At 45.1% G+C, this 19,310-nt stretch carries 14 protein-coding genes; 7 read left to right on the top strand and 7 right to left on the bottom strand.

The annotated features are described in order from the left end of the window. Positions 1-17: 17 nt before the first annotated feature. Complete coding sequence (locus SIO70_RS08240) at positions 18-3,113, top strand: two-component regulator propeller domain-containing protein (RefSeq protein ID WP_320580457.1); 3,096 nt, start codon at positions 18-20, stop codon at positions 3,111-3,113. A gap of 95 nt (positions 3,114-3,208) precedes the next feature. Here SIO70_RS08240 and SIO70_RS08245 read toward each other — a convergent pair whose 3' ends face one another. From SIO70_RS08245 to SIO70_RS08255, 3 genes are read right to left on the bottom strand one after another with little or no spacing between them, the layout of a single operon-like run. Beyond that, complete coding sequence (locus SIO70_RS08245; RefSeq protein ID WP_320580458.1) at positions 3,209-3,973, bottom strand: TPM domain-containing protein; 765 nt, start codon at positions 3,971-3,973, stop codon at positions 3,209-3,211. 20 nt (positions 3,974-3,993) lie between these two features. Beyond that, positions 3,994-4,443: a TPM domain-containing protein gene (locus SIO70_RS08250; RefSeq protein ID WP_320580459.1), complete on the bottom strand. Its 450-nt coding sequence runs from the start codon at positions 4,441-4,443 to the stop codon at positions 3,994-3,996. Between the two features lie 21 nt (positions 4,444-4,464). Then, positions 4,465-5,055, bottom strand: a complete 591-nt coding sequence (locus SIO70_RS08255; protein WP_320580460.1) for a LemA family protein — start codon at positions 5,053-5,055, stop codon at positions 4,465-4,467. A gap of 363 nt (positions 5,056-5,418) precedes the next feature. On the opposite strand from SIO70_RS08255, the gene SIO70_RS08260 reads away from it, so the two are divergent. After that, positions 5,419-5,883 carry a response regulator gene (locus SIO70_RS08260; protein ID WP_320580461.1) on the top strand — a complete coding sequence of 155 codons (465 nt, stop codon included), beginning with the start codon at positions 5,419-5,421 and terminating at the stop codon, positions 5,881-5,883. Here the strand turns inward: SIO70_RS08260 and SIO70_RS08265 are convergent. Further along, positions 5,873-7,054 carry a FecR family protein gene (locus SIO70_RS08265; protein WP_320580462.1) on the bottom strand — a complete coding sequence of 394 codons (1,182 nt, stop codon included), beginning with the start codon at positions 7,052-7,054 and terminating at the stop codon, positions 5,873-5,875. The two genes, SIO70_RS08260 and SIO70_RS08265, sit on opposite strands and share 11 nt — an antisense overlap. Positions 7,055-7,135: 81 nt before the next feature. Beyond that, a complete protein-coding gene (locus tag SIO70_RS08270; protein ID WP_320580463.1) occupies positions 7,136-7,513 on the bottom strand; it encodes a hypothetical protein in 378 nt (125 codons plus the stop codon). Positions 7,514-7,710: 197 nt separating this feature from the next. Here SIO70_RS08270 and SIO70_RS08275 point away from each other — a divergent pair, with 197 nt between their 5' ends. From SIO70_RS08275 to SIO70_RS08290, 4 genes are all read left to right on the top strand, one after another. Further along, the gene (locus SIO70_RS08275; protein WP_320580464.1) at positions 7,711-9,084 is read left to right on the top strand and encodes a dipeptidase; all 1,374 of its coding nucleotides are present in this window, start codon (positions 7,711-7,713) and stop codon (positions 9,082-9,084) included. 2 nt (positions 9,085-9,086) lie between these two features. After that, positions 9,087-9,494 carry an RNA-binding S4 domain-containing protein gene (locus SIO70_RS08280; protein ID WP_320580465.1) on the top strand — a complete coding sequence of 136 codons (408 nt, stop codon included), beginning with the start codon at positions 9,087-9,089 and terminating at the stop codon, positions 9,492-9,494. Positions 9,495-9,592: 98 nt separating this feature from the next. Then, positions 9,593-10,813: a diaminopimelate decarboxylase gene (lysA, locus tag SIO70_RS08285; protein ID WP_320580466.1), complete on the top strand. Its 1,221-nt coding sequence runs from the start codon at positions 9,593-9,595 to the stop codon at positions 10,811-10,813. A gap of 226 nt (positions 10,814-11,039) precedes the next feature. Next, the gene (locus SIO70_RS08290; RefSeq protein ID WP_320580467.1) at positions 11,040-13,376 is read left to right on the top strand and encodes a hypothetical protein; all 2,337 of its coding nucleotides are present in this window, start codon (positions 11,040-11,042) and stop codon (positions 13,374-13,376) included. 89 nt (positions 13,377-13,465) lie between these two features. Here SIO70_RS08290 and SIO70_RS08295 read toward each other — a convergent pair whose 3' ends face one another. Both SIO70_RS08295 and SIO70_RS08300 read right to left on the bottom strand, forming a co-directional pair. Further along, complete coding sequence (locus SIO70_RS08295; protein ID WP_320580468.1) at positions 13,466-17,113, bottom strand: BamA/TamA family outer membrane protein; 3,648 nt, start codon at positions 17,111-17,113, stop codon at positions 13,466-13,468. A 2-nt stretch (positions 17,114-17,115) separates the two neighbouring features. Next, positions 17,116-17,970 (bottom strand): SdiA-regulated domain-containing protein, encoded by an 855-nt coding sequence (locus SIO70_RS08300; protein WP_320580469.1) that lies wholly within the window; start codon positions 17,968-17,970, stop codon positions 17,116-17,118. A gap of 83 nt (positions 17,971-18,053) precedes the next feature. Between SIO70_RS08300 and SIO70_RS08305 the strand changes: the two genes are divergently transcribed. Next, positions 18,054-19,304, top strand: a complete 1,251-nt coding sequence (locus SIO70_RS08305; RefSeq protein WP_320580470.1) for a Pycsar system effector family protein — start codon at positions 18,054-18,056, stop codon at positions 19,302-19,304. Positions 19,305-19,310 lie beyond the last annotated feature (6 nt).

A 19,310-nucleotide genomic window follows, 5' to 3' on the forward strand; every position in this document is an offset into this window, starting at 1 on the left:
AGTTCCCACTTATGAATATGAAGTACTGCTTTGCTGCTTTTATATTCTGTCTGCTGACAATATATAGCTATTCTGTGCGTGCACAGGAGTCGACACTTTCATATTCATTCCGCCACCTGGATCTCAACGATGGGCTGGCCAGTAATCACGTATCAGCTATCTTACAGGACCGCAAAGGGTTTATCTGGATTGCCAGCACGGCATTGCAACGTTATGATGGGAGTAACCTGATCACCATTGCCAGCTTTGACAAGGTACCCGGCTCTATTTATTATGACGATATCTGCCTGTGTGAAGATAAAAAAGGAAGGATCTGGATGGGGGCTCCGGACAACATTCGTTTTTATGATCCTGTCACTTCCAAAGTAAAGGTCCTGAAAATGGATATGCTCCCTGTGGGCACCGGCAATGTATATTGTAGTCATATTATACAGGATCATGCTGGCGTGATCTGGGTCACCACTCAGGAAGGATTATATCGCTATGATGAACCGTCTTCCACCTTCGTTATTCCCAAAGAAGTACCCGAAGCACAGCGAACTGAAATGTACAGCGCCATTACTGAAGATATTAAAGGTAACCTCTGGATCAGTGGCAGGAAAGGTATCTACATGCTGAGTGCCGACCGGAAACACCTGTACGGCAGAAATAACAATCCTCTACAGATTCCCCTGCTAAATACACTGGGTAGCGTTAAGCAGTTTTTCATCGATAGCCACGAACGGCTCTGGGTTGCAGATAGGCTTGGCGACACACTCTACTGCTATATACCCGCACAAAACCAGTTGAAAGGCTGGCCCTTCAGGATTAATCAACCTCCTGAAGGGAATATGGTCACCGACATTACTGAAGACAAAGACAACCAGATATGGGTAGCAACGGAACTGGGCGGCATCTACCGCTATGATGAAAAGGCAAACGATTTCCACCTCAACATTCGCGCGAATAACGAAGACGATAAAAGATTCCACTACGACTTTGAAGTCAATTGTTTCCTGAATGACAGAGATGGCCGTCTATGGATAGGTACTGACAGGGGATTAAATATTCTGAATCCTCCTGATCCGGCGTTTCGCATCATGGATCAGCGGGATCCCAATGCAAAATTGCCCCAGGCAGAAGTGACCGGTCTTTTCCAGGATAATAAGGGAAATATCTATGCAGGTTATTGGGGCAAGGGCTTTAGCTGGCTCTCACCTGGTCTGCAGCTAAAAAAGCAGTTCCTCAAAGAAGTACCTGAGGAGCGGGGGCTGGTATGGAGTTTTGCCCAAATGCCGGATGACAAGGTGCTGGTAGGCCAGGAGAATGGCTGGTTATCAATATTTGATCCTAAGCAGGGGGAATTTGTAGCACAAAAACATAAAGATGTATTTGGTGATCAGACACTCATGACCATGCTACCGGAAAATGATACCACCGTGTGGATAGGGTTGTATAAAAAAGGACTGGTACGCTGGAACCCTGTAACAGATACATTTATGGCCTGTCAGAACCTGCTGAACAAAATCCGGCATCCTATTACGGTGATGGATATAGCGAGGCAGGGAGACAGTATATTATGGCTCGCTACCAGTGATGCTGGTTTGATCCGGTATAATCATATTACCCAGAAGATAGTGTCTCGGGAGCTGTTTCCCTACGCACATTTATCTGTCAGTAATATCACCTGTCTGAAACTGCTGGATGATACGATGCTCGTAGCAGGTACAGAACATGGTTTGTGGGTATACAATATTCATAATCATACAGCCGATCCATTACTGATCAATGGCGACCTGTTTGACGAGTGGGTACTAAGCATGTTACCTTCAGGCAATAAGGGTTTGTGGTTTACTACCCCATATGGGTTTTATCGTTTTAACAGACGGAATTCCGGTCTGGAAACCTTTGTACAGACAGGACAGATCATAGATAACAACCGGAAGGTGAGAAGACGGATCGTACGCTTGGCAGATGGCCGGTTGATGATAGGGGCCTCCGATCATTTTGTGATATTGGATACGGCCGCATTGAAAGTCGCACCTTCGCCACCCAATGTGACCATTATCAATTTCAGGGCCATAGACAGCAGTATACAGCTGAGTACCCTGTATGACAAAAATGTACCGCTGGCACTGAATCATCGTCAGAACTTTATCAACATTGAATTCAAAAGTCTGCAATATCACCATGAAGCCATCCGCTATTTTTATCAATTGGATGGTGTAGATGAAGACTGGGTACAGGCCAATGGTCTGCTGGTAGCCAGGTATACGAATCTGCCTCCTGGTAGTTATGTGTTCAGGGTACGAAGTATGAACACTGCCGGCACTTTTTCATCGGGTATAACGACATTGTATTTTAATATCCTGCCTGCTTTCTGGCAAACTACCTGGTTCCGTATGTTGGGGCTGCTGCTGGTAGTGGCGATCATCTATACTTATTTCAGGATAAGAATCTACCTGATCAAAAGAGAAGCCCGCCGCCGTACAGAAATAGAGCAACAGATAGCCCAGCTGGAAATGAAAGCCCTCCGGGCACAAATGAATCCGCACTTCATTTTCAATGCCCTGAACTCTATTCAGACATTTATGATGAAGCGTGAAACAGAGCAGGCGCTTTCTTACCTGAATCGTTTTGCAAGACTGATCAGGAATGTACTGGATAGCTCACAGCTGAATAGTATCCCTATTTCCAAAGAGATCAGGATGATTGAAAACTACATAGAGCTGGAAAAGTTACGTTTTGCGGATCAATTTGATTGTGATATACGTGTAGATGCCGCACTGGATCCTGATTTTACAGATATCCCTACCATGATTTTACAACCCTTTGTGGAGAATGCCATCTGGCATGGGTTACTGCACAAAAAGGAAAGGGGTAAACTCACTATTATATTCACGAAAGAAATAGATCGGGTACTATGTATTATTGAAGATGACGGTATAGGCAGGGAAAGGTCGGCAGCATTGAAGCAACAAACTGGCGATGAGCATCATTCCAGGGGGATACAAATAACACGTGACAGGCTGACTTTGTACAACAAACGATTTAACCTGGATATGACCTTTGATATAGAAGATTTGCCATCAGGCACGAGAGTGAATGTATGGTTTCCCCTCGACGAAGAATAAAAGCATTCATGAAAAGCGGAGATTTATCAACGGGTATAAAAACCATTTTCAGAAGAAAAGGGAATTACAATACTGTAACCCCCTTTTCAATTATTTTACCAGCTGCCGCTTGCACCACCTCCGCTACCGGAGCCTCCACCGAAGCCGCCAAAGCCGCCTCCTCCTCCGCCACCGCCCCAGCTGCCTCCACGGCTACTGCCGCCAAAGACTGCCGGGCCAATCCAACCTGTCCATCCACGACGACTAAATGTATTACCACCACCGCCACCGCGATTATTCAGGATCGAAATGATCACTACAATTATGATGATCAGTATAACCAGACCTGGTGCATTGCTACCGTCTTTTGCCCTGTTGGGGGTGCCTTTGTATTCTCCTTTCGACGCTTCAACGATCCTGTCTATCGCTTCATCAAAACCCTGATAGTAATTGCCGGCTTTGAAGTTTGGTTTAATGTTCTCATCGATGATGCGGTTAGCGATAGCATCTGGTACTACGCCTTCCATACCGGTGCCGACTTCGATACGAATCTTTCTGTCGTCTATGGCTGCCAGTATCAGTATACCATTGTTTTTCTCTTTGGTACCGATACCCCAGTCACGGAGTATAGCCAGACCTACTTCGGCAATGTCCCTTCCATTGGTAGAAGGGATGGTCACAATGGCGATCTGTGTAGAAGTGGTATCGTTGTACTCTAACAGTTTGTTTTCCAGTGTGGCTACCTGATCGCTTTGCAGCACGCCTGCCAGGTCATTCACCAGCCGGGGTGGATTTGGGCGGGGAGGAATCTTTAATTCCTGTGCCTGTACCATTCCCAGGGCTAAGAAGAAACCTAAAAGCAGGCAATATACTTGCCTCATCTTAATTATTTTTATTGACCTCATCTCCCTACTACAATGTCGTCCGGTAATTCGTTAATGTCATCTCCTTCATGTGGAAAGTGTTTACACAGCGCTTCGCCTATTTCACCGATGCAGGCTTCGATACCTGTTACCACCTGGTTTTTGGCAAAATGTGCCAGCATGCTTTTTGTTTTCTCTTTCCAGAAATCTTTACCCACTTTTTCATGAATGCCTTTATCCCCGGCTATAGCATACTGTTTATCTTTCAGTGCAAAATAGAGGAGCACTCCATTGCGAAACCTTGTTTTCTCCAGGCCCAGTTGAATGAATATCTCCTGTGCCCTGTCTATGGGATCAACAAATTTGCAACGGCTTTCGACAAATACCCGGATTTCTCCGCTGGTCATTCTTTCCGCATTCCGGATCGCTTGCACCAGTTGCTGTTTTTCTGCTTCAGTGAGCAGTTCTTTTTTAGGGAATAAACGCATAGAAGAATGGGCTATTTGATATTAAAACTGCACCTTAGGAGCATTTTCAGAACCTTTATCGGCCATATAGTATTCTTTGGCTTTGAAACCACCGAAACCAGCTACGATATTGTTAGGAAAAGTGCTGACAGTGGCATTAAAGCTTTCCACAGCTGTGGTAAAGTCATTACGTGCTACGGTGATGCGGTTCTCAGTGCCTTCTAGTTGTGCCTGCAGGTCACGGAAGTTCTGGTTAGCTTTCAGTTCAGGATAAGCTTCTGATACAGCCAGCAGTCTGCCCAGTGCTGTACTCAGCTGACCTTGTGCTGCCTGGTACTGTTGTACTTTTTCAGGAGTCAGGTCTTCACCTTTGATGGTGATCTGGGTAGCTTTTGCTCTTGCTTCCATTACCTGTGTGAGGGTTTCTTTCTCAAAGTTAGCTGCACCTTTAACAGTCGAAACCAGATTAGGGATCAGATCAGCTCTGCGCTGATACTGTGCTTCCACATTGCTCCACTTGCTTTTTACTGCCTGATCCTGACGTACGATGTTATTGTATTTGGATACACCACAGCCTCCAAAGATTAATACTACAACAAGAATAATGATCAGTGTGAGCGTACTCTTTTTCATTTGTGCTAAGATTTATTTACTATATAACAATGTTAATGCCTGTTTATATTGCCCTGATTTTCTGTAAATTAGTATAGTGAGTAATAACAGGCGTATTCAAACCTACAAGAAATTACGCAAAGTACAAGGAGTTATTATGCTAATGCCTGCTAACCAGCTCACTGAACAATAACCGCAGGAACGATAAAAGGAGTTTATTTTACTTTCACAAGAAAGATATAGGCATTGGTGAAAAAATCAGTCAGCAAATGTAGGTTTCTCTATAATTTTGGTGGTATTTGCTTATTGTAAATATCGTTAAGAATACTTTCATTCGTTTGTAACGCCGCTATTGTTAATTTAAAGGTATTTAAGTCTGCTTCAATGAGTGCACAACACATCCATATTCTGTATATAGATGATGAGATACACAACTTAAATGCGTTCAAAGCATCTTTCCGTAGGCTTTACACGATATTTACGGCAAGTTCGGCTGAGGAAGCAGAGAAAGTGTTGGAAAAGGAAGAAGTCCACATCATCATTTCAGATCAGCGGATGCCCAGGATGACCGGGATTGAATTTTTTGAGTCTATCCTTGACAGGTATTCTGAGCCCATCCGAATTTTACTGACAGGTTATGCAGACATCAATGCGGTTATTGATGCCATCAACAAGGGTCAGGTGTATAAGTATTTTTCCAAGCCGTGGAATGACGAGGATCTTCGTCACAACATAGAAAAGGCATTTGAAGTCTATGCCCTCCGTAAAGAGAACAAGGAATTAACAGCAAAGTTGCTGGATGTAAATGAGAAGCTGGAGTTCCTGCTCCGTCAAAAGCTCATTTCTTAATGATGAAGTGTATCGTGTTGTCGTATATCTGATAATCCAACTTTAATTGTTTACAGATCTCGTCAAGAAAATCTTCAACCTTTTTATCTTTTTCAAGGCTGCCTGAGAAGTGTGTATTTACAAGTGAAGGCGCTGCTGAAAAGTCCAGTTTGAGTCCAAACCAGCGTTGTAATACAGGTCTCAGTTCTTCCAATGGCCTGTTGCGGAAGCGATAAACGCCTTCCCTCCAACCCAGGGTTACTGTTTCATCGAAACGTTTTACCTTGAACCGCTCGCCGGGATGATAGATTGCCTCAAATCCGGGCTTAAGCGTTACATCAAGACTATCTCCTACATCTGTCACCACTGTACCTTGTACCAGAGAGGTTGTAACAGTATTGTTATCATAGGAATTGACGTTGAAAGCCGTACCCAGTGCTATCACGGAGGTAATTCCTGTGTGAACAATAAACGGTCTTTCAGGATTATGTGCTACCGTAAAGTAAGCTTCTCCTTCCAGGTATACTTCCCTGGTTCTGCCCGGGAAGATGAATGGGAAACGGAGGGTGGAGCTGGCATTGAGATGTACTTCCGTACCATCTGCCAGTTCAATATGATAATCCTGCATGGGGGGTACCGTGAGTGTATTCCATTCCAGCGATTTGCTCTGGTAAATGGTATCCGGACGGATGTTTTTAATAGCGATGGTCCCTGAATCGCCTGTTACCTTAATGGCGGTATCAGTTACTTGGTTGTCAGCTACTGCGGAAGGTGCAGGCACTGAGAAGGTAGGTACGCCTGCCATTTGTGGGAATATAATGCGATAATGGTTGGCTGTTTGATGAGGTAGCTGTTGTTTTACAGGCAAAAAGAAATATGCCCCTGCGGTGGCGCCGATGGCAAATAAAATAGCTGCCGCTACCCGTACTTTCTTCAGGTAAGTCAATACCCTGAGGTGTACTGGTGTTGGTTCCAGGATGGCTTTTACCTTCAGCCAGTCGGATTCTATCTGAAGGTCTTCCAGGAATGCATTGTCTGTGTACAATATGGCCTCTTCATATTCCTGCCAGCAGCGGCGCACATTTTCATTATTGTGCATTTCTTTTTGCAGCAGCTTGTCTTCCACTTCAGTTAAATCGCCAAGTTGCTTACGCAGTAGTAAACTGTAGATATACTCTTGGTCGTATTTCATTTTATTATGGTAGTGGTTACGAGGGTTTTTAAGATAATAATTAAGTTGAGTCTTGGTTTTATATGTTTCGTCATAGCCGGGTTATCTTTCAATAGCCATGATCAAAGGTGTTGAAATCGACGTCGGTACCAATGCCGGCCCCGTTTCGCAGGGTGGACAGGGTGCCTTGTTTTGCTGTGCGGCAACGGCGGCATTTTCCTGCAGCAGACGGCATCTGGCGTCAATAAGTTGATAGAAAAAGCCCCCAGGGGCATGTTCTATCTGCTGATATTGCCGGGTCTTCCATACTTCTATAAATATCTTTTGTACTAGCTCTCTTGCCTCGTCCATATTCCCCAACATTGTACTGGCTTTCAGGCAGAGGGGTTTGTAGTATTTCATAAAGAAGTATTGATAGGCCTCCAGGGTATTATCCTTCTTTAAGACGGATAACATAGCGGTATCCTCGCTGGTAATCATATGAATAAGGTTATTTTGCGGTTAGTGAGTCTTCTTCTTCTTTTGTGCGCTGGATATCTGTCCCCAATACGCTTTAAATTTCGATAGAAAGAAGGAGAAATTCGTTAACGCCATGTTAATGAAATCCGATTTTTCTGGTTCCCTATATTTAGACTTTCCCTTAAATTGCAGCTTTCTAAAGAAAAACTTAGTGGAATATGCAAGTTTGGAAAGACTATCAGACAAAGAATAAAGAACGTTTTCTGGAAGAATTGCTGGCTTTGCTGCGCATCCCTTCCGTGAGCGCAGACTCCCGTTTTAACAAAGATGTAGCGGACTGCGCCGAAGCGGTAAAACAACGCCTGATTGAAGCAGGTGCTGACAATGTAGAAGTTTGCCCTACTGCCGGACACCCAATCGTATACGGAGAAAAAATCATCGATGCGGCTCTCCCGACCGTATTGGTATATGGTCATTACGATGTACAGCCTGCCGATCCCCTGGAACTGTGGGATAGCGGTCCGTTCGAACCTGTAATCAAAGACGAAAAGATCTATGCCCGCGGTTCTGCGGACGACAAAGGGCAGTTCTATATGCATGTGAAGGCGTTCGAAACGATGATGAATACCAACTCCGTACCCTGCAATATCAAGTTTATGATTGAAGGAGAGGAGGAAGTAGGCTCTGCGAACCTGGGTATCTTTATTAAGGAAAATAAAGAAAGACTGAAAGCAGATGTGGTGCTCATTTCTGATACCTCCATGCTTAGCCTGGAAAATCCTAGCCTGGATACCGGCTTACGTGGTCTGTCTTATATGGAAGTAGAGGTAACCGGCCCTAATCGTGACCTGCACAGTGGCGTATATGGCGGCGCTGTTGCCAACCCTGCTACCATCCTTTGCCAGATGATTGCGTCCCTCCATGACGAAAATAACCATATTACTATCCCTGGTTTCTACGACAACGTACAGGAACTGAGCAAGGAAGACAGAGCTGCCCTGAATGCAGCACCGTTCGACGAAGCTGATTACAAAAAAGACCTGGGTGTAGATGAACTGTGGGGTGAGAAGGGATATTCTTCTATCGAGCGCACCGGTATCCGTCCTACCCTGGAGGTAAACGGTATCTGGGGTGGCTATACCGGCGAAGGTTCCAAAACCGTATTGCCTTCAAAAGCACACGCCAAGATCTCTATGCGCCTGGTACCTAACCAGGACTGGATCCAGATTTCCGACCTGTTCAAAGCTCATTTTGAGAAGATTGCGCCTAAGTCAGTAAAGGTAAAGGTTACTGCTCACCACGGTGGTAGCCCGTATGTAACACCTACTGACCACGTGGCATTCAAGGCAGCAAGCGAAGCGATCAAGGAAACTTTTGGTAAATCTCCAATTCCTGTACGCGGTGGCGGTAGTATTCCTATTGTAGCACTGTTTGAAAAAGAACTTGGACTGAAGACCATCCTGATGGGCTTTGGATTAGATAGTGACAACCTGCACTCTCCAAATGAGAAGTATGGTCTGGCTAACTATTATAAAGGAATAGAAACCATTCCTTATTTCCACAAGTTTTTTGCGGAAATGAATAAGAAATAATTATGCAGAATACAGAGAAACTGCGCCTGGACAAGTATCTCTGGGCGATCAGGATATTTAAAACCCGCTCACAGGCCTCCACGGCCTGTGAAGGCGGGAAAGTGAAGATGAATGGGAACTCCGTAAAAGCTGCACGCGCAGTTGGTGTCGGAGACAAATATGAAATCAGGTCAGAATCCCGGAAATGGGTGATTGAGGTGGTGAGCTTAATAGCCAACAGGGTACAATATGCTGAAGCTATTAAGCATTACGTTGATCTCACTCCCGAAGAAGACCAGGAGATGAACCAGCGGATTGCCGCCAGCTTCCATACCGGTAAGCGTCCGAGCAAGATCGGCCGCCCTACCAAAAAGGAAAGGAGGGACCTGGATGGTTTCATGACCAACGAGGATGAGGAACAACAACAATAAAGATTGAGGCCCGGGCTACAGCCCGGGCCTCAATCTTTATACATAAACTTTGGAATTTGCTTAGTAAATTCGCATCCTCTAAAATTACCTTTCAATAAATGCCTAAGCAAAGCGACGTTTTGTCTACTGACTTCCTTGTCAAAGTAGCGGAAGAATTTGGAACTCCGGTATATATATACCATGCGGAAAAGATTGCCATCCAGTACGAAAAGTTAAAGGACGCCTTCCAAAAGACGGACGCACGCTTTTTCTATGCCTGTAAGGCGCTCACCAACATCAACATCCTGAAGTACATCAACTCCCTGGGCTGCGGTCTGGACACCGTGTCTATCAACGAAGTCCAACTCGGTCTCAAGGCAGGATTCGAACCTAAAAACATCATCTTTACCCCTAACTGCGTAGACCTCGACGAAATCGTAGCTGCCAAGGACCTGGGTGTAAACATCAATATCGACAACATCTCCATCCTGGAGCAATTTGGCAACCGCTTTGGTGACTCTTACCCAATCTGCATCCGCCTGAACCCACACATCATGGCTGGCGGTAACTACAAGATCTCCACAGGTCACGTAGACAGTAAGTTCGGTATCTCCATCCACCAGATCCGCCACATTGAGCGCATCGTAAAGAGCACCAAACTGAAAGTAACCGGCCTGCATATGCACACCGGCTCTGAAATCAAGGATGTAGATGTATTCCTCCGTGGGGTAGATATTATGTTCGAACTGGCAGTGAACTTCCCTGACCTGGAATTCATCGACCTGGGTAGCGGCTTCAAAGTGGCTTACCAACAGGGCGACCCTGAAACCGACATCCAGCTGCTGGGCAAAAAGCTTTCCGACGCTTTCAACAAGTTCAGCAAAACATACAACCGCCCTCTGCAGGTATGGTTCGAACCGGGTAAATTCCTGGTAAGCCAGAGCGGTTACTTCGTGGTAAAAGCAAATGTGATCAAGCAGACCACTGCTACCGTGTTCGTAGGTGTGAACTCAGGTTTCAACCACCTGATCCGCCCAATGTTCTACGATGCTTTCCACCTGATCAAAAACATCTCTAATCCAAAAGGAACCGAACGGATCTATACCGTAGTAGGTAACATCTGCGAAACGGATACTTTCGGCTGGGATCGTAAACTGAACGAAGTAAAAGAAGGCGATCTGCTGGTATTCTACAACGCAGGAGCTTACGGGTTTGAAATGTCTTCCAACTTCAACTCCCGTTTCAAACCTGCCGAAGTGCTGATAAAAGATGGTAAAGCCCAACTCATCCGCAGAAGGGATACTTTCGACGACCTGCTAAAAAATCAGATCGAGTTATAATTTGAATAATTTACAGATTAGATTATATTTATAGGTCTGCCGGATTGGCAGACCTATAACTTTTTATGGCGAAAATTGTGGTTTTGCATTAAATTTGCTCTTAATAATCAACCACAACCTCTCTGCTTAATCCTGCACGCTGTTATTCACTGAATGTAACTTTTACAATTTTTCATCTGTCCATTCGTCATATAACTAGATGAGTCATTTTTACATATTTTAGATTATGAAAGTTTTAACTGCCGGTCCTGATCAATTAAAGGATGAGGCACTGATAGAATCCCATATTTCCTTCGCGCCTTATGTCAAGTTCCTGAAGGAAAAAGCGGCCAGTAAATCAGATAGCAGGGCGGCGTATTATAAAAAGATCGCTGAACGATTTGAAAGTAACCCCGCGCTACTTGGTCCTATAGCCGGTGCAGATGACCTGTCCGCCTACCAGGAGTATATCGACCTCATTATTGCTACAATATTTCCTATCACTTCTGATATGGACAAGGATATCTATGGTATTGGTGTCCCCCAGAAGTTTGCTATATTTTATTACTCCGACCTCTTCAAGAATATCTTTGCCGGTAACGGCGAAAGAATGCTGGAAGTACCTAAAGGGATTTCAGTAGATAAGGTGAAGAAGGATAAACTGGAATGGCTGTATAAGCTGATCCTGGAGAAAGCATATGGTTTTCCCGTTACTTACCAGAACGAGATCATCCACCATATCAACATGCCCGACAGCAAAGGGGGCAAGAGATATGTGAAGGTGAATGTAGACCCTCGTTTCGTGGAAGTAAAAGTAAAAGGTGAGCTGCCTCCGCTTACATACGATACTGTATGTATGAAAAAGTTCAGCCCCGAAGGTCTGAAAGAAATTCTGCCACTGGATAATTTCGTCCTCGAAGGATTTGTGATCTGGACATTACAGGATGTAACCAAAGATGAGGTGCAGAATGTAATGAAGAACCTGATCCTGAATATGCACGAGGGCAACGAAAGACGTACCTACCGCCGTATGGAGGAAGAAGTACAGGCACTGATGGAAGATACTGACCTGAGTGTGCACGTGGTACCTATTCCAAAGATCAATGGTCGCTATGTGTTGGAATGTGAACAATGCGAGAGTGGCGTGACCCTGGGCGTAACTGGTAGCGAAAAACAGCAGCAACAGCTGTTTCAGCAACTGATCCAGTACCTGGGTCAGAACAAAACGCCACTTTTGCTGCCCGTGGTGACAGAGAGTTCTCTCTATGCATATCCATTCCTGCGCTACCTGCCGCTCAAGGGCATCAATAGCTTTGTACTGGTACCTATATGGCACGAGGATACCCTGCTGGGTATCGTAGAACTGGCCTCCGGCACCCCTAACAAGATCACTGCTGAAACACTGGCACAAGCCATGCCGGCATATCCATTGTTAGTGATGTTGCTGAACAGAGGTGCTGATATCACATCGAACCGAATCACCCAGGTCATCAAGGAGCAGTTCACTGCCCTGCAACCTTCTGTGGAATGGAAGTTCATCGACGCAGCATGGCATTATCTGCACACACCAAAAGCCAAAAGAAAAGACATCGGCAACATTGCGTTTGAAGATGTCTATCCATTATATGGCGCTGTAGACATCCGGAATTCTTCTACCGAACGTAGCAATGCGATCCACGAAGACCTCCGTGAACAGCTGCTCCTGATCCGGGAAACCCTGGACCACATTGGCAACACCATCTACCTGCCATTGCTGGAAGAGCTGAAGTTCAAGAACGATGAGCTCATTACCGGTATCACCAGTGGTATGCTCTCAGAAGATGAACTGCGTACAAATAACTACCTGGACGAAGAAATCGGCCCATTGTTCCGTCACCTGCACGAAAGTCATCCTGAACTGCAGCCGGCACTGGAACGCTACTTCTCCCTGGTAGACCAGACAGAAGGCCATATTCAGCACCATCGCCAGGATTATGAAGATAGTCTGGCTATGATCAACGCTGAACTGAACCAATACCTGGACAAAGAGAAAGAAAACATACAACACTCCTTCCCATGCTACTTCGAAAAGTATCGTACGGATGGGGTAGAGTACAATATCTATATAGGACAGGCTATTGCGCAAACCCGCAAGTTCGACCTGCTCTACCTGCGTAACCTGCGCCTGTGGCAGATACAGTCTATGGCAGACATTGCAAGACTCACCAACAAGTTGATTCCTACACTGAAGGTGCCTTTGCAAACTACCCAGCTGGTACTGGCCCACAGCAATCCGATCGACATCAGCTTCAGGCAGGATGAGCGCCGCTTCGATGTAGAAGGCGCTTACAACATCCGTTATGAAATACTGAAGAAGAGGATTGATAAGGTGCACATCCGCCAGACAGGCAAACGCCTCACCCAACCGGGTACCATTGCAATCGTGTATGCTTATGCGAAAGAGATGGAAGAATACCTGAAGTACATCACCTTCCTGCAGAATAAAAACATCCTGCTGCCAGATGTAGAAATGCTGGACCTGGAAGACCTGCAAGGGGTAAGCGGTCTGAGAGCGCTAAGAGTAAAAGTAAATATGGAAGCATAAAAAAAGGGAGCATCATTAATAAATGACACTCCCGGGAATTGTATAAAAATAAAAGAGGGTGTAACAAACGTTACAACCTCTTTTTATTATCAGAACCTGAATCCAAATGTGATATAAGGTAACACCTCCTCTTCAGATCTACCTACCGTCGCTGTGAGTATCAGCATATTCACCGGACTGAAATAGATACCTCCACCATATCCATCATGCCATGCAGAAGATTTCTCTCCACTCTTCCATACCCTGCCCACATCATTGAAGGCTAATAAACCTACAGTAGCCGGGAACAGGTAAGATCGGAATTCAAACAGTTTTAATCGCAGCTCAGTATTATTGAATGCCATGGCATCGCCGGCAAAGCGGTAGTTACGATAACCACGCAGGTTTTGCACGCCTCCTAAATACATAGCCTGGAAATATTCATAATGGCCCCATAGCTTACCACCACCAAATCTTGTGACCAGTACCAGGTTAGCCGGTGTGCTAAAGCTGGTGTAGATACTCATGTCCGTAGACAGTTGCAGGTAATGGCGCTGTTGTTCATTCAAACCCTGGTTACCATGTAAGGTGGTATTCCAGTAGAAACCTCTGGTAGGTGCAATAGCATTATTACGGGTATCGATCTGGTAACCCAGTTTCAAACCTGCGTAATATTTGCCCTGATATACAGACAGAGAGTCGAGTCCATTCTTATCAAAGTCCTCTATGATCCTGCCTTTGGTCGCATCCTTATCCAATGTATAATAAGTAAAAGTAGGTCCGTAGATCAGCTGGAACTTGTTGGACAGGTTCGTTTTGAACAGGGGTTCTACATTATACAGGCTGAAACGGGTACGATAATATTTGATCTTCAGGTCTTTCTCAAACACGGTTTCATTACCGTAACCAAAGAAGTTGATGGTATTGTTAGGAGCCTTTGCAGTGGCTGTCAATGCCAGATCGGTATTCCCGATTACATCCGTGAATTCACCCATGTAGCGGAACTGCCAGGCATTTGTACCCAGGCTATGACCTGCCATCACCGTTTGTCTGGAAGCAAATGGTCGCTTGCGGAAACCTTGTTTGGTGTACTGGAAACCTGCACCCAGTGACAATCCATCATCGCTGTTGAAGCCCGCGGTCGCCAGTGGCATCAGTTTATCATAGATATATAACAGTGGCGTACGTTCATATTTGATATTGTCCGGATTGTAAGAAAGGATCTTACGTTCATTACCTGCCAGTGCAAAAGTATCGGCACCATCGCGTTTCTCATAGATGCGGATATGATTGCCTGCATACTGAGTGGTATTGTCTCTATAAGTATCATTGTCTTTACCACCGATAATGCGGATGTGAATAGGCGTAAAATAATCTCCTTTGATGTCGAACTTATCTTCACCACCCAGACCAAAGATCCTTATTTCTCTCGTGACCTTCGGATCAAAGGTGCGGGAGTAGATGTTTTGTTGTACCTCCCCTTTTTTGCTGATCTTATTTACATTCAGGGATACCGATCCATCTTGTTGTCTTTCGATAGTAAACAGTTCATCTTTTTTTGTACCTGTTACATCTACATCCTTTGACAGGAATCGGTAAAGGTCAAGGGAAGCAGTTTCCAGTTTATCACGACGGGCAATGAGGGTACGATACGTAAAGTCACCTACATTCTTCTGCACAGTATCCGGGAAACGGGCTACTGCAGCAGCGATCACGGAATCAGGGAGACTCAGTACCAGCTCGTGGCTGATATCTTTCCATTTCTTTTCATCGATCTCATTCATGAAAGAACGGTCAAACGGCTGTGCAGATGGGTTCTGATATTCGATGTTCGGGAAGTAAGGTTTGAAACCCTGGAACTTCGGCATCACCCATTTTCTGGCAGCGATGGCGGTGATCACACCCTGGTTTACAAAGAAGGCCTGGTCACGATCGCGAGGCACAGGATAGTATTCTTTGGTATCCCGTTTCTTGTGTTTCTTCACTCCCCATCTCCACTGGTCATCATGTCGATCCCAGTCAGCCATTAGCAGATCCAGCATACGGGCGCGGGCTACTGCTTCCTGGTCGATGGTGTTATCATTGTCACCATGTATTTGTTCCAATACCTTGATGGTATTGTATGTTTTGCCTTTCACAACAGGTTCTCTTTCTTCAAAAAGATACACATCATCACCATGGGTGCTGGCATAGATACCGAGAGAAGTATCTTTCGGTAAGTAAACAAACGTCGGATTGGTATGCGGAACGCCTGCTGCCTCCGCCAGTCTGGCCACAGCCATAGTAGCATATGGATTGGAGGCAGAGATCTGGTCCTGTACTACATCTTTTGCAATGGTGTTTTTCAGTTCAGGAGGAATCGCTTTCTCGGGGTATTTCTTTACAGATCGTAAAACCCATTCTGTACCTGATTTATCTTCCAGGCGGAGAGAGAGGGTTTGCATACCACCACCTCTCTGCAATATTTTCAGACCGCCTTTTTCTTTGTTGATATCGAGTACGGGAAAGTTAACAGGGGCCGCCCATACATCGCGATAGTTCTTACCCAGTAACCAATAGTGAATACCTGTTTTGTGGATATATTGCGTATCCGCAGGCAAAGTCACGAATGGGGGTAATTCTTTTGCAGTAGGACTTGCATTGGCTAGTTGTTCAGAACGAATATCCTGTATGTTGAAAAGGTTGCTGGCAAATGAAGGACCATCGGGTTTATCTACAGTATAATATTGTACGGTGATAGCCCCATTCTTTGAAATCTCCAGTGCGGCATAGCCATTCTCGTTACTGGCATAGAGAGACTTCGCACCCTTTTTCACACGGCTTTCTTTTGCTCCACTGCCACTGCCGATATAGTAGTTCTCTTTGTCTTTGATGAACTGTAAAGCATGGTCATGGCCTGCTACGAAAATTGCCGGACCATGTGATTTGAAGGCTGCTTCCACACCATTTACCAGTTCCTGGTAGTCAGGATTTGGCAGATCTTCAGGTGTACCAAATACCCCACGGGTCAGGGGATAGATAGAACCTATCACCGGCAGTGGAATATACAATCCCTTGTTCAGATCAGTTAGTGGGAAGATGTGTTGCTTCAATGTATAATAACCACCGTGAATACCATAACTACGGAAAGGGTGATGGCTCGCAAAGATGACCAGCTTGTTCCGGTTACGGATTACGATATCACTCAATTCAGTCAGTACATCCTGTTTTGTTTTGAAATCGCAGGAAGACTCTGGTCCTGGTTTGGCATAGGGAAACAACCACCATTCGGTATCCATGATCACGAGGGTAATGTTCTTATCCAGGGACACTTCTATAGGACCTGGGCAACCGTCTTTGGGCAGGAAGTTTACATTCGGCAGGTTCAATGAATCGACATACAGTTGTTCATTGATGATGGTTTGCCAGCCGTTTGGTTTTGACTTTTCCCAGTCATGATTACCGGGAATGAAGATAGCCTGCGTATTGGTATTGCGTACCAGGTTCACCTGGTAATCAAGTATCTCTTTGGAAAGTGGGTACCGGGTGCTGGTAGGGTCCGGCATCCCATAGGGGTATACGTTATCTCCCAGGTAAAGGACAGTATTTCTTGCATCCTGTAAGTCAAAGCGACTCTTTACAGCATCAATGACAGGGTTGTGTCCATCCTGATGCAGTTCGCCGGCATCCCCTATCAGGATGATCCTTCTGGCCAGTGTATCCTGCGCCTGTGCTGCAAAGGGTAGGAGAAGTATGGAGAGATGTAAAAGGTACTTCATCGTTACAGAGGTCTTTGGTTATATTTAAACTTAAGGATATTGGCCGACGATTCATCAGCTGATTCATTCGAAATATACATATCGCCATTCGGGGCAAAAGAAATGCCTTCCGGTTGTCGGAATATCGTATGTTTCAGATTATAGGCTTCCTGTACTTTTCCATCCAGGTCAGTGATCACTAACAGTCTATTTACAGCAGACATTATGTACAGCCGCTTTTCAATAGGGTGAATGGCAGCTGCTGATGGCTTGAACAGGGTCATTTTTTCGCCGCTAAGACGTTCAATATCTGCGATATTGATACGGTAGAATGGATTATCATCAAATGTCCATGTCTTCATATCAAAGCGGTAGGCGGTATTATAGCCCTTGTCCTTATCATCAGCACAGGCTTTGCAAATCATGATCATTCCATCATTGCGGGGATCATAGTAGAGGGTTTCAAACTCGTTTTTGCCATCTATTGGTAGTTTATAATTGATGGCATCAGTTGAGTCAGAAAAAAGACCTGTCACCTGATAGAGGTGCCCCTTGCTTTTCAGTACCAGCCAGTTTTTGCCGTCGGTAGCGAGGTCTTCATAATCCCCGCTCTTGTCGAATTTCCAGTTGGGGTAAGGCGTATTGCCTGTTAAATCGATAGAAAATACACGGCCCTGTTCATCGTTGATAGCCAGAATATGGTGTTCATCCGGCGCCAGTACAATGCCTGAAATCTCTTGCATGGACTGTCTTACATGAAACCGGGTGGGTTCCTCAAGTTTATATCCTTTCGGAGATTCGTATTTTTTATCCCTGTTGTTGTAATAATTACATGAAGTAAACAACAGGCAAACTATTAATAAATGTCGTAGAGTCATAAGATGAGCAGTATGGAGGAATAAAATTAACTCAAAAATGCAGTAACTTGCTGATCTCAGTTTAGCTTTTTTAACCAAGCCTTATGCAGACAAGTGTAATCATCGACGCCGCACAACAATATGTGACAACACAGTACCAGGATCATCCTCACCCCAATCTGGTGTACCATAACCTGGAACATACCAGACAGGTTGTTGCAGCAGCAGCGCAGATTTCAGCGCATTACCGGTTACAGGATACCGACCTTTTAGTCGTGTATATAGCCGCCTGGTTTCATGACCTGGGCTACCTGCTGGGGGAGTCTAAAACACATGAACAGACAGGTGCTTCGCTGGCCCGTAATTTTCTAAATGAACAAAAGGTACCGTTAAATATACAAGCGCAGGTGACTGGTTGTATTATGGCTACCAAAATGCCACAGGAACCGCACAACCTGCTGGAAGAGATCGTTTGTGATGCAGACCTCTTCAACTTTGGTACGAAGGAGTTCAGGAAGCGGACCAAGGTATTGCACCAGGAAATAGAGCTTACCCATGAGAAAGAGATTACTGGTGCTGATTGGACAGCAGGTACATTAAAACTGCTGGAAGGGCATCATTACCATACTGCTTACTGTCAGGCCCTCTTGCAGGAGCAAAAAGAAGAGAACATTGCATGGCTGAAAAAACGCCTGGAGAAACAGGAGGATAAAGCAGAGAAGAAGGGAGAGAAAAAAGGAGAGAAGTTAGAAGAAGTCGTTGCTAAGGAAAGTAAAAAGCTGAAAATCGATAAGCCGGAAAAGAATAACAAAGAACCGAAAGCCGGTAGAGGAGTGGAGACCATGTTCCGTACCACTTCCTCCAATCATATCCGGCTGAGTGCCATGGCCGACAGCAAGGCGCATATCATGATTTCGGTGAATTCTATCATTGTATCCGTGATACTCGGTGTGCTCTTCCGCAAGCTGGAAGACTATCCTAACCTGATCATCCCTTCAGTATTATTCCTCACTACAGGTGTGATCACCATTATCTTCTCAGTACTGGCTACCCGTCCAAATGTGAATAAAGGTAAGTTTATCAGGGAAGACATCGTCAATAAAAAGACAAACCTCCTCTTCTTTGGCAACTTCCATGAAATGGAGCTTGAGCAGTATAAATGGGGTATGACAGAGATGATGAAAGATAGCGATTACCTTTATGGCAGCATGATCCAGGATATCTACCACCTTGGGGTAGTACTGGGTAAAAAGTATAAACAACTGCGCATTGCGTACAACATATTTATGTTTGGTCTGATCATTTCAGTGTTGGCATTTGTGATAGCCGTGCTGTTCTTCCCTGTGCATAACTAAGTGATA

Origin of the sequence: Chitinophaga sancti, assembly GCF_034087045.1 — a bacterium.
In the GTDB taxonomy this organism is placed as follows: domain Bacteria; phylum Bacteroidota; class Bacteroidia; order Chitinophagales; family Chitinophagaceae; genus Chitinophaga; species Chitinophaga sancti_B.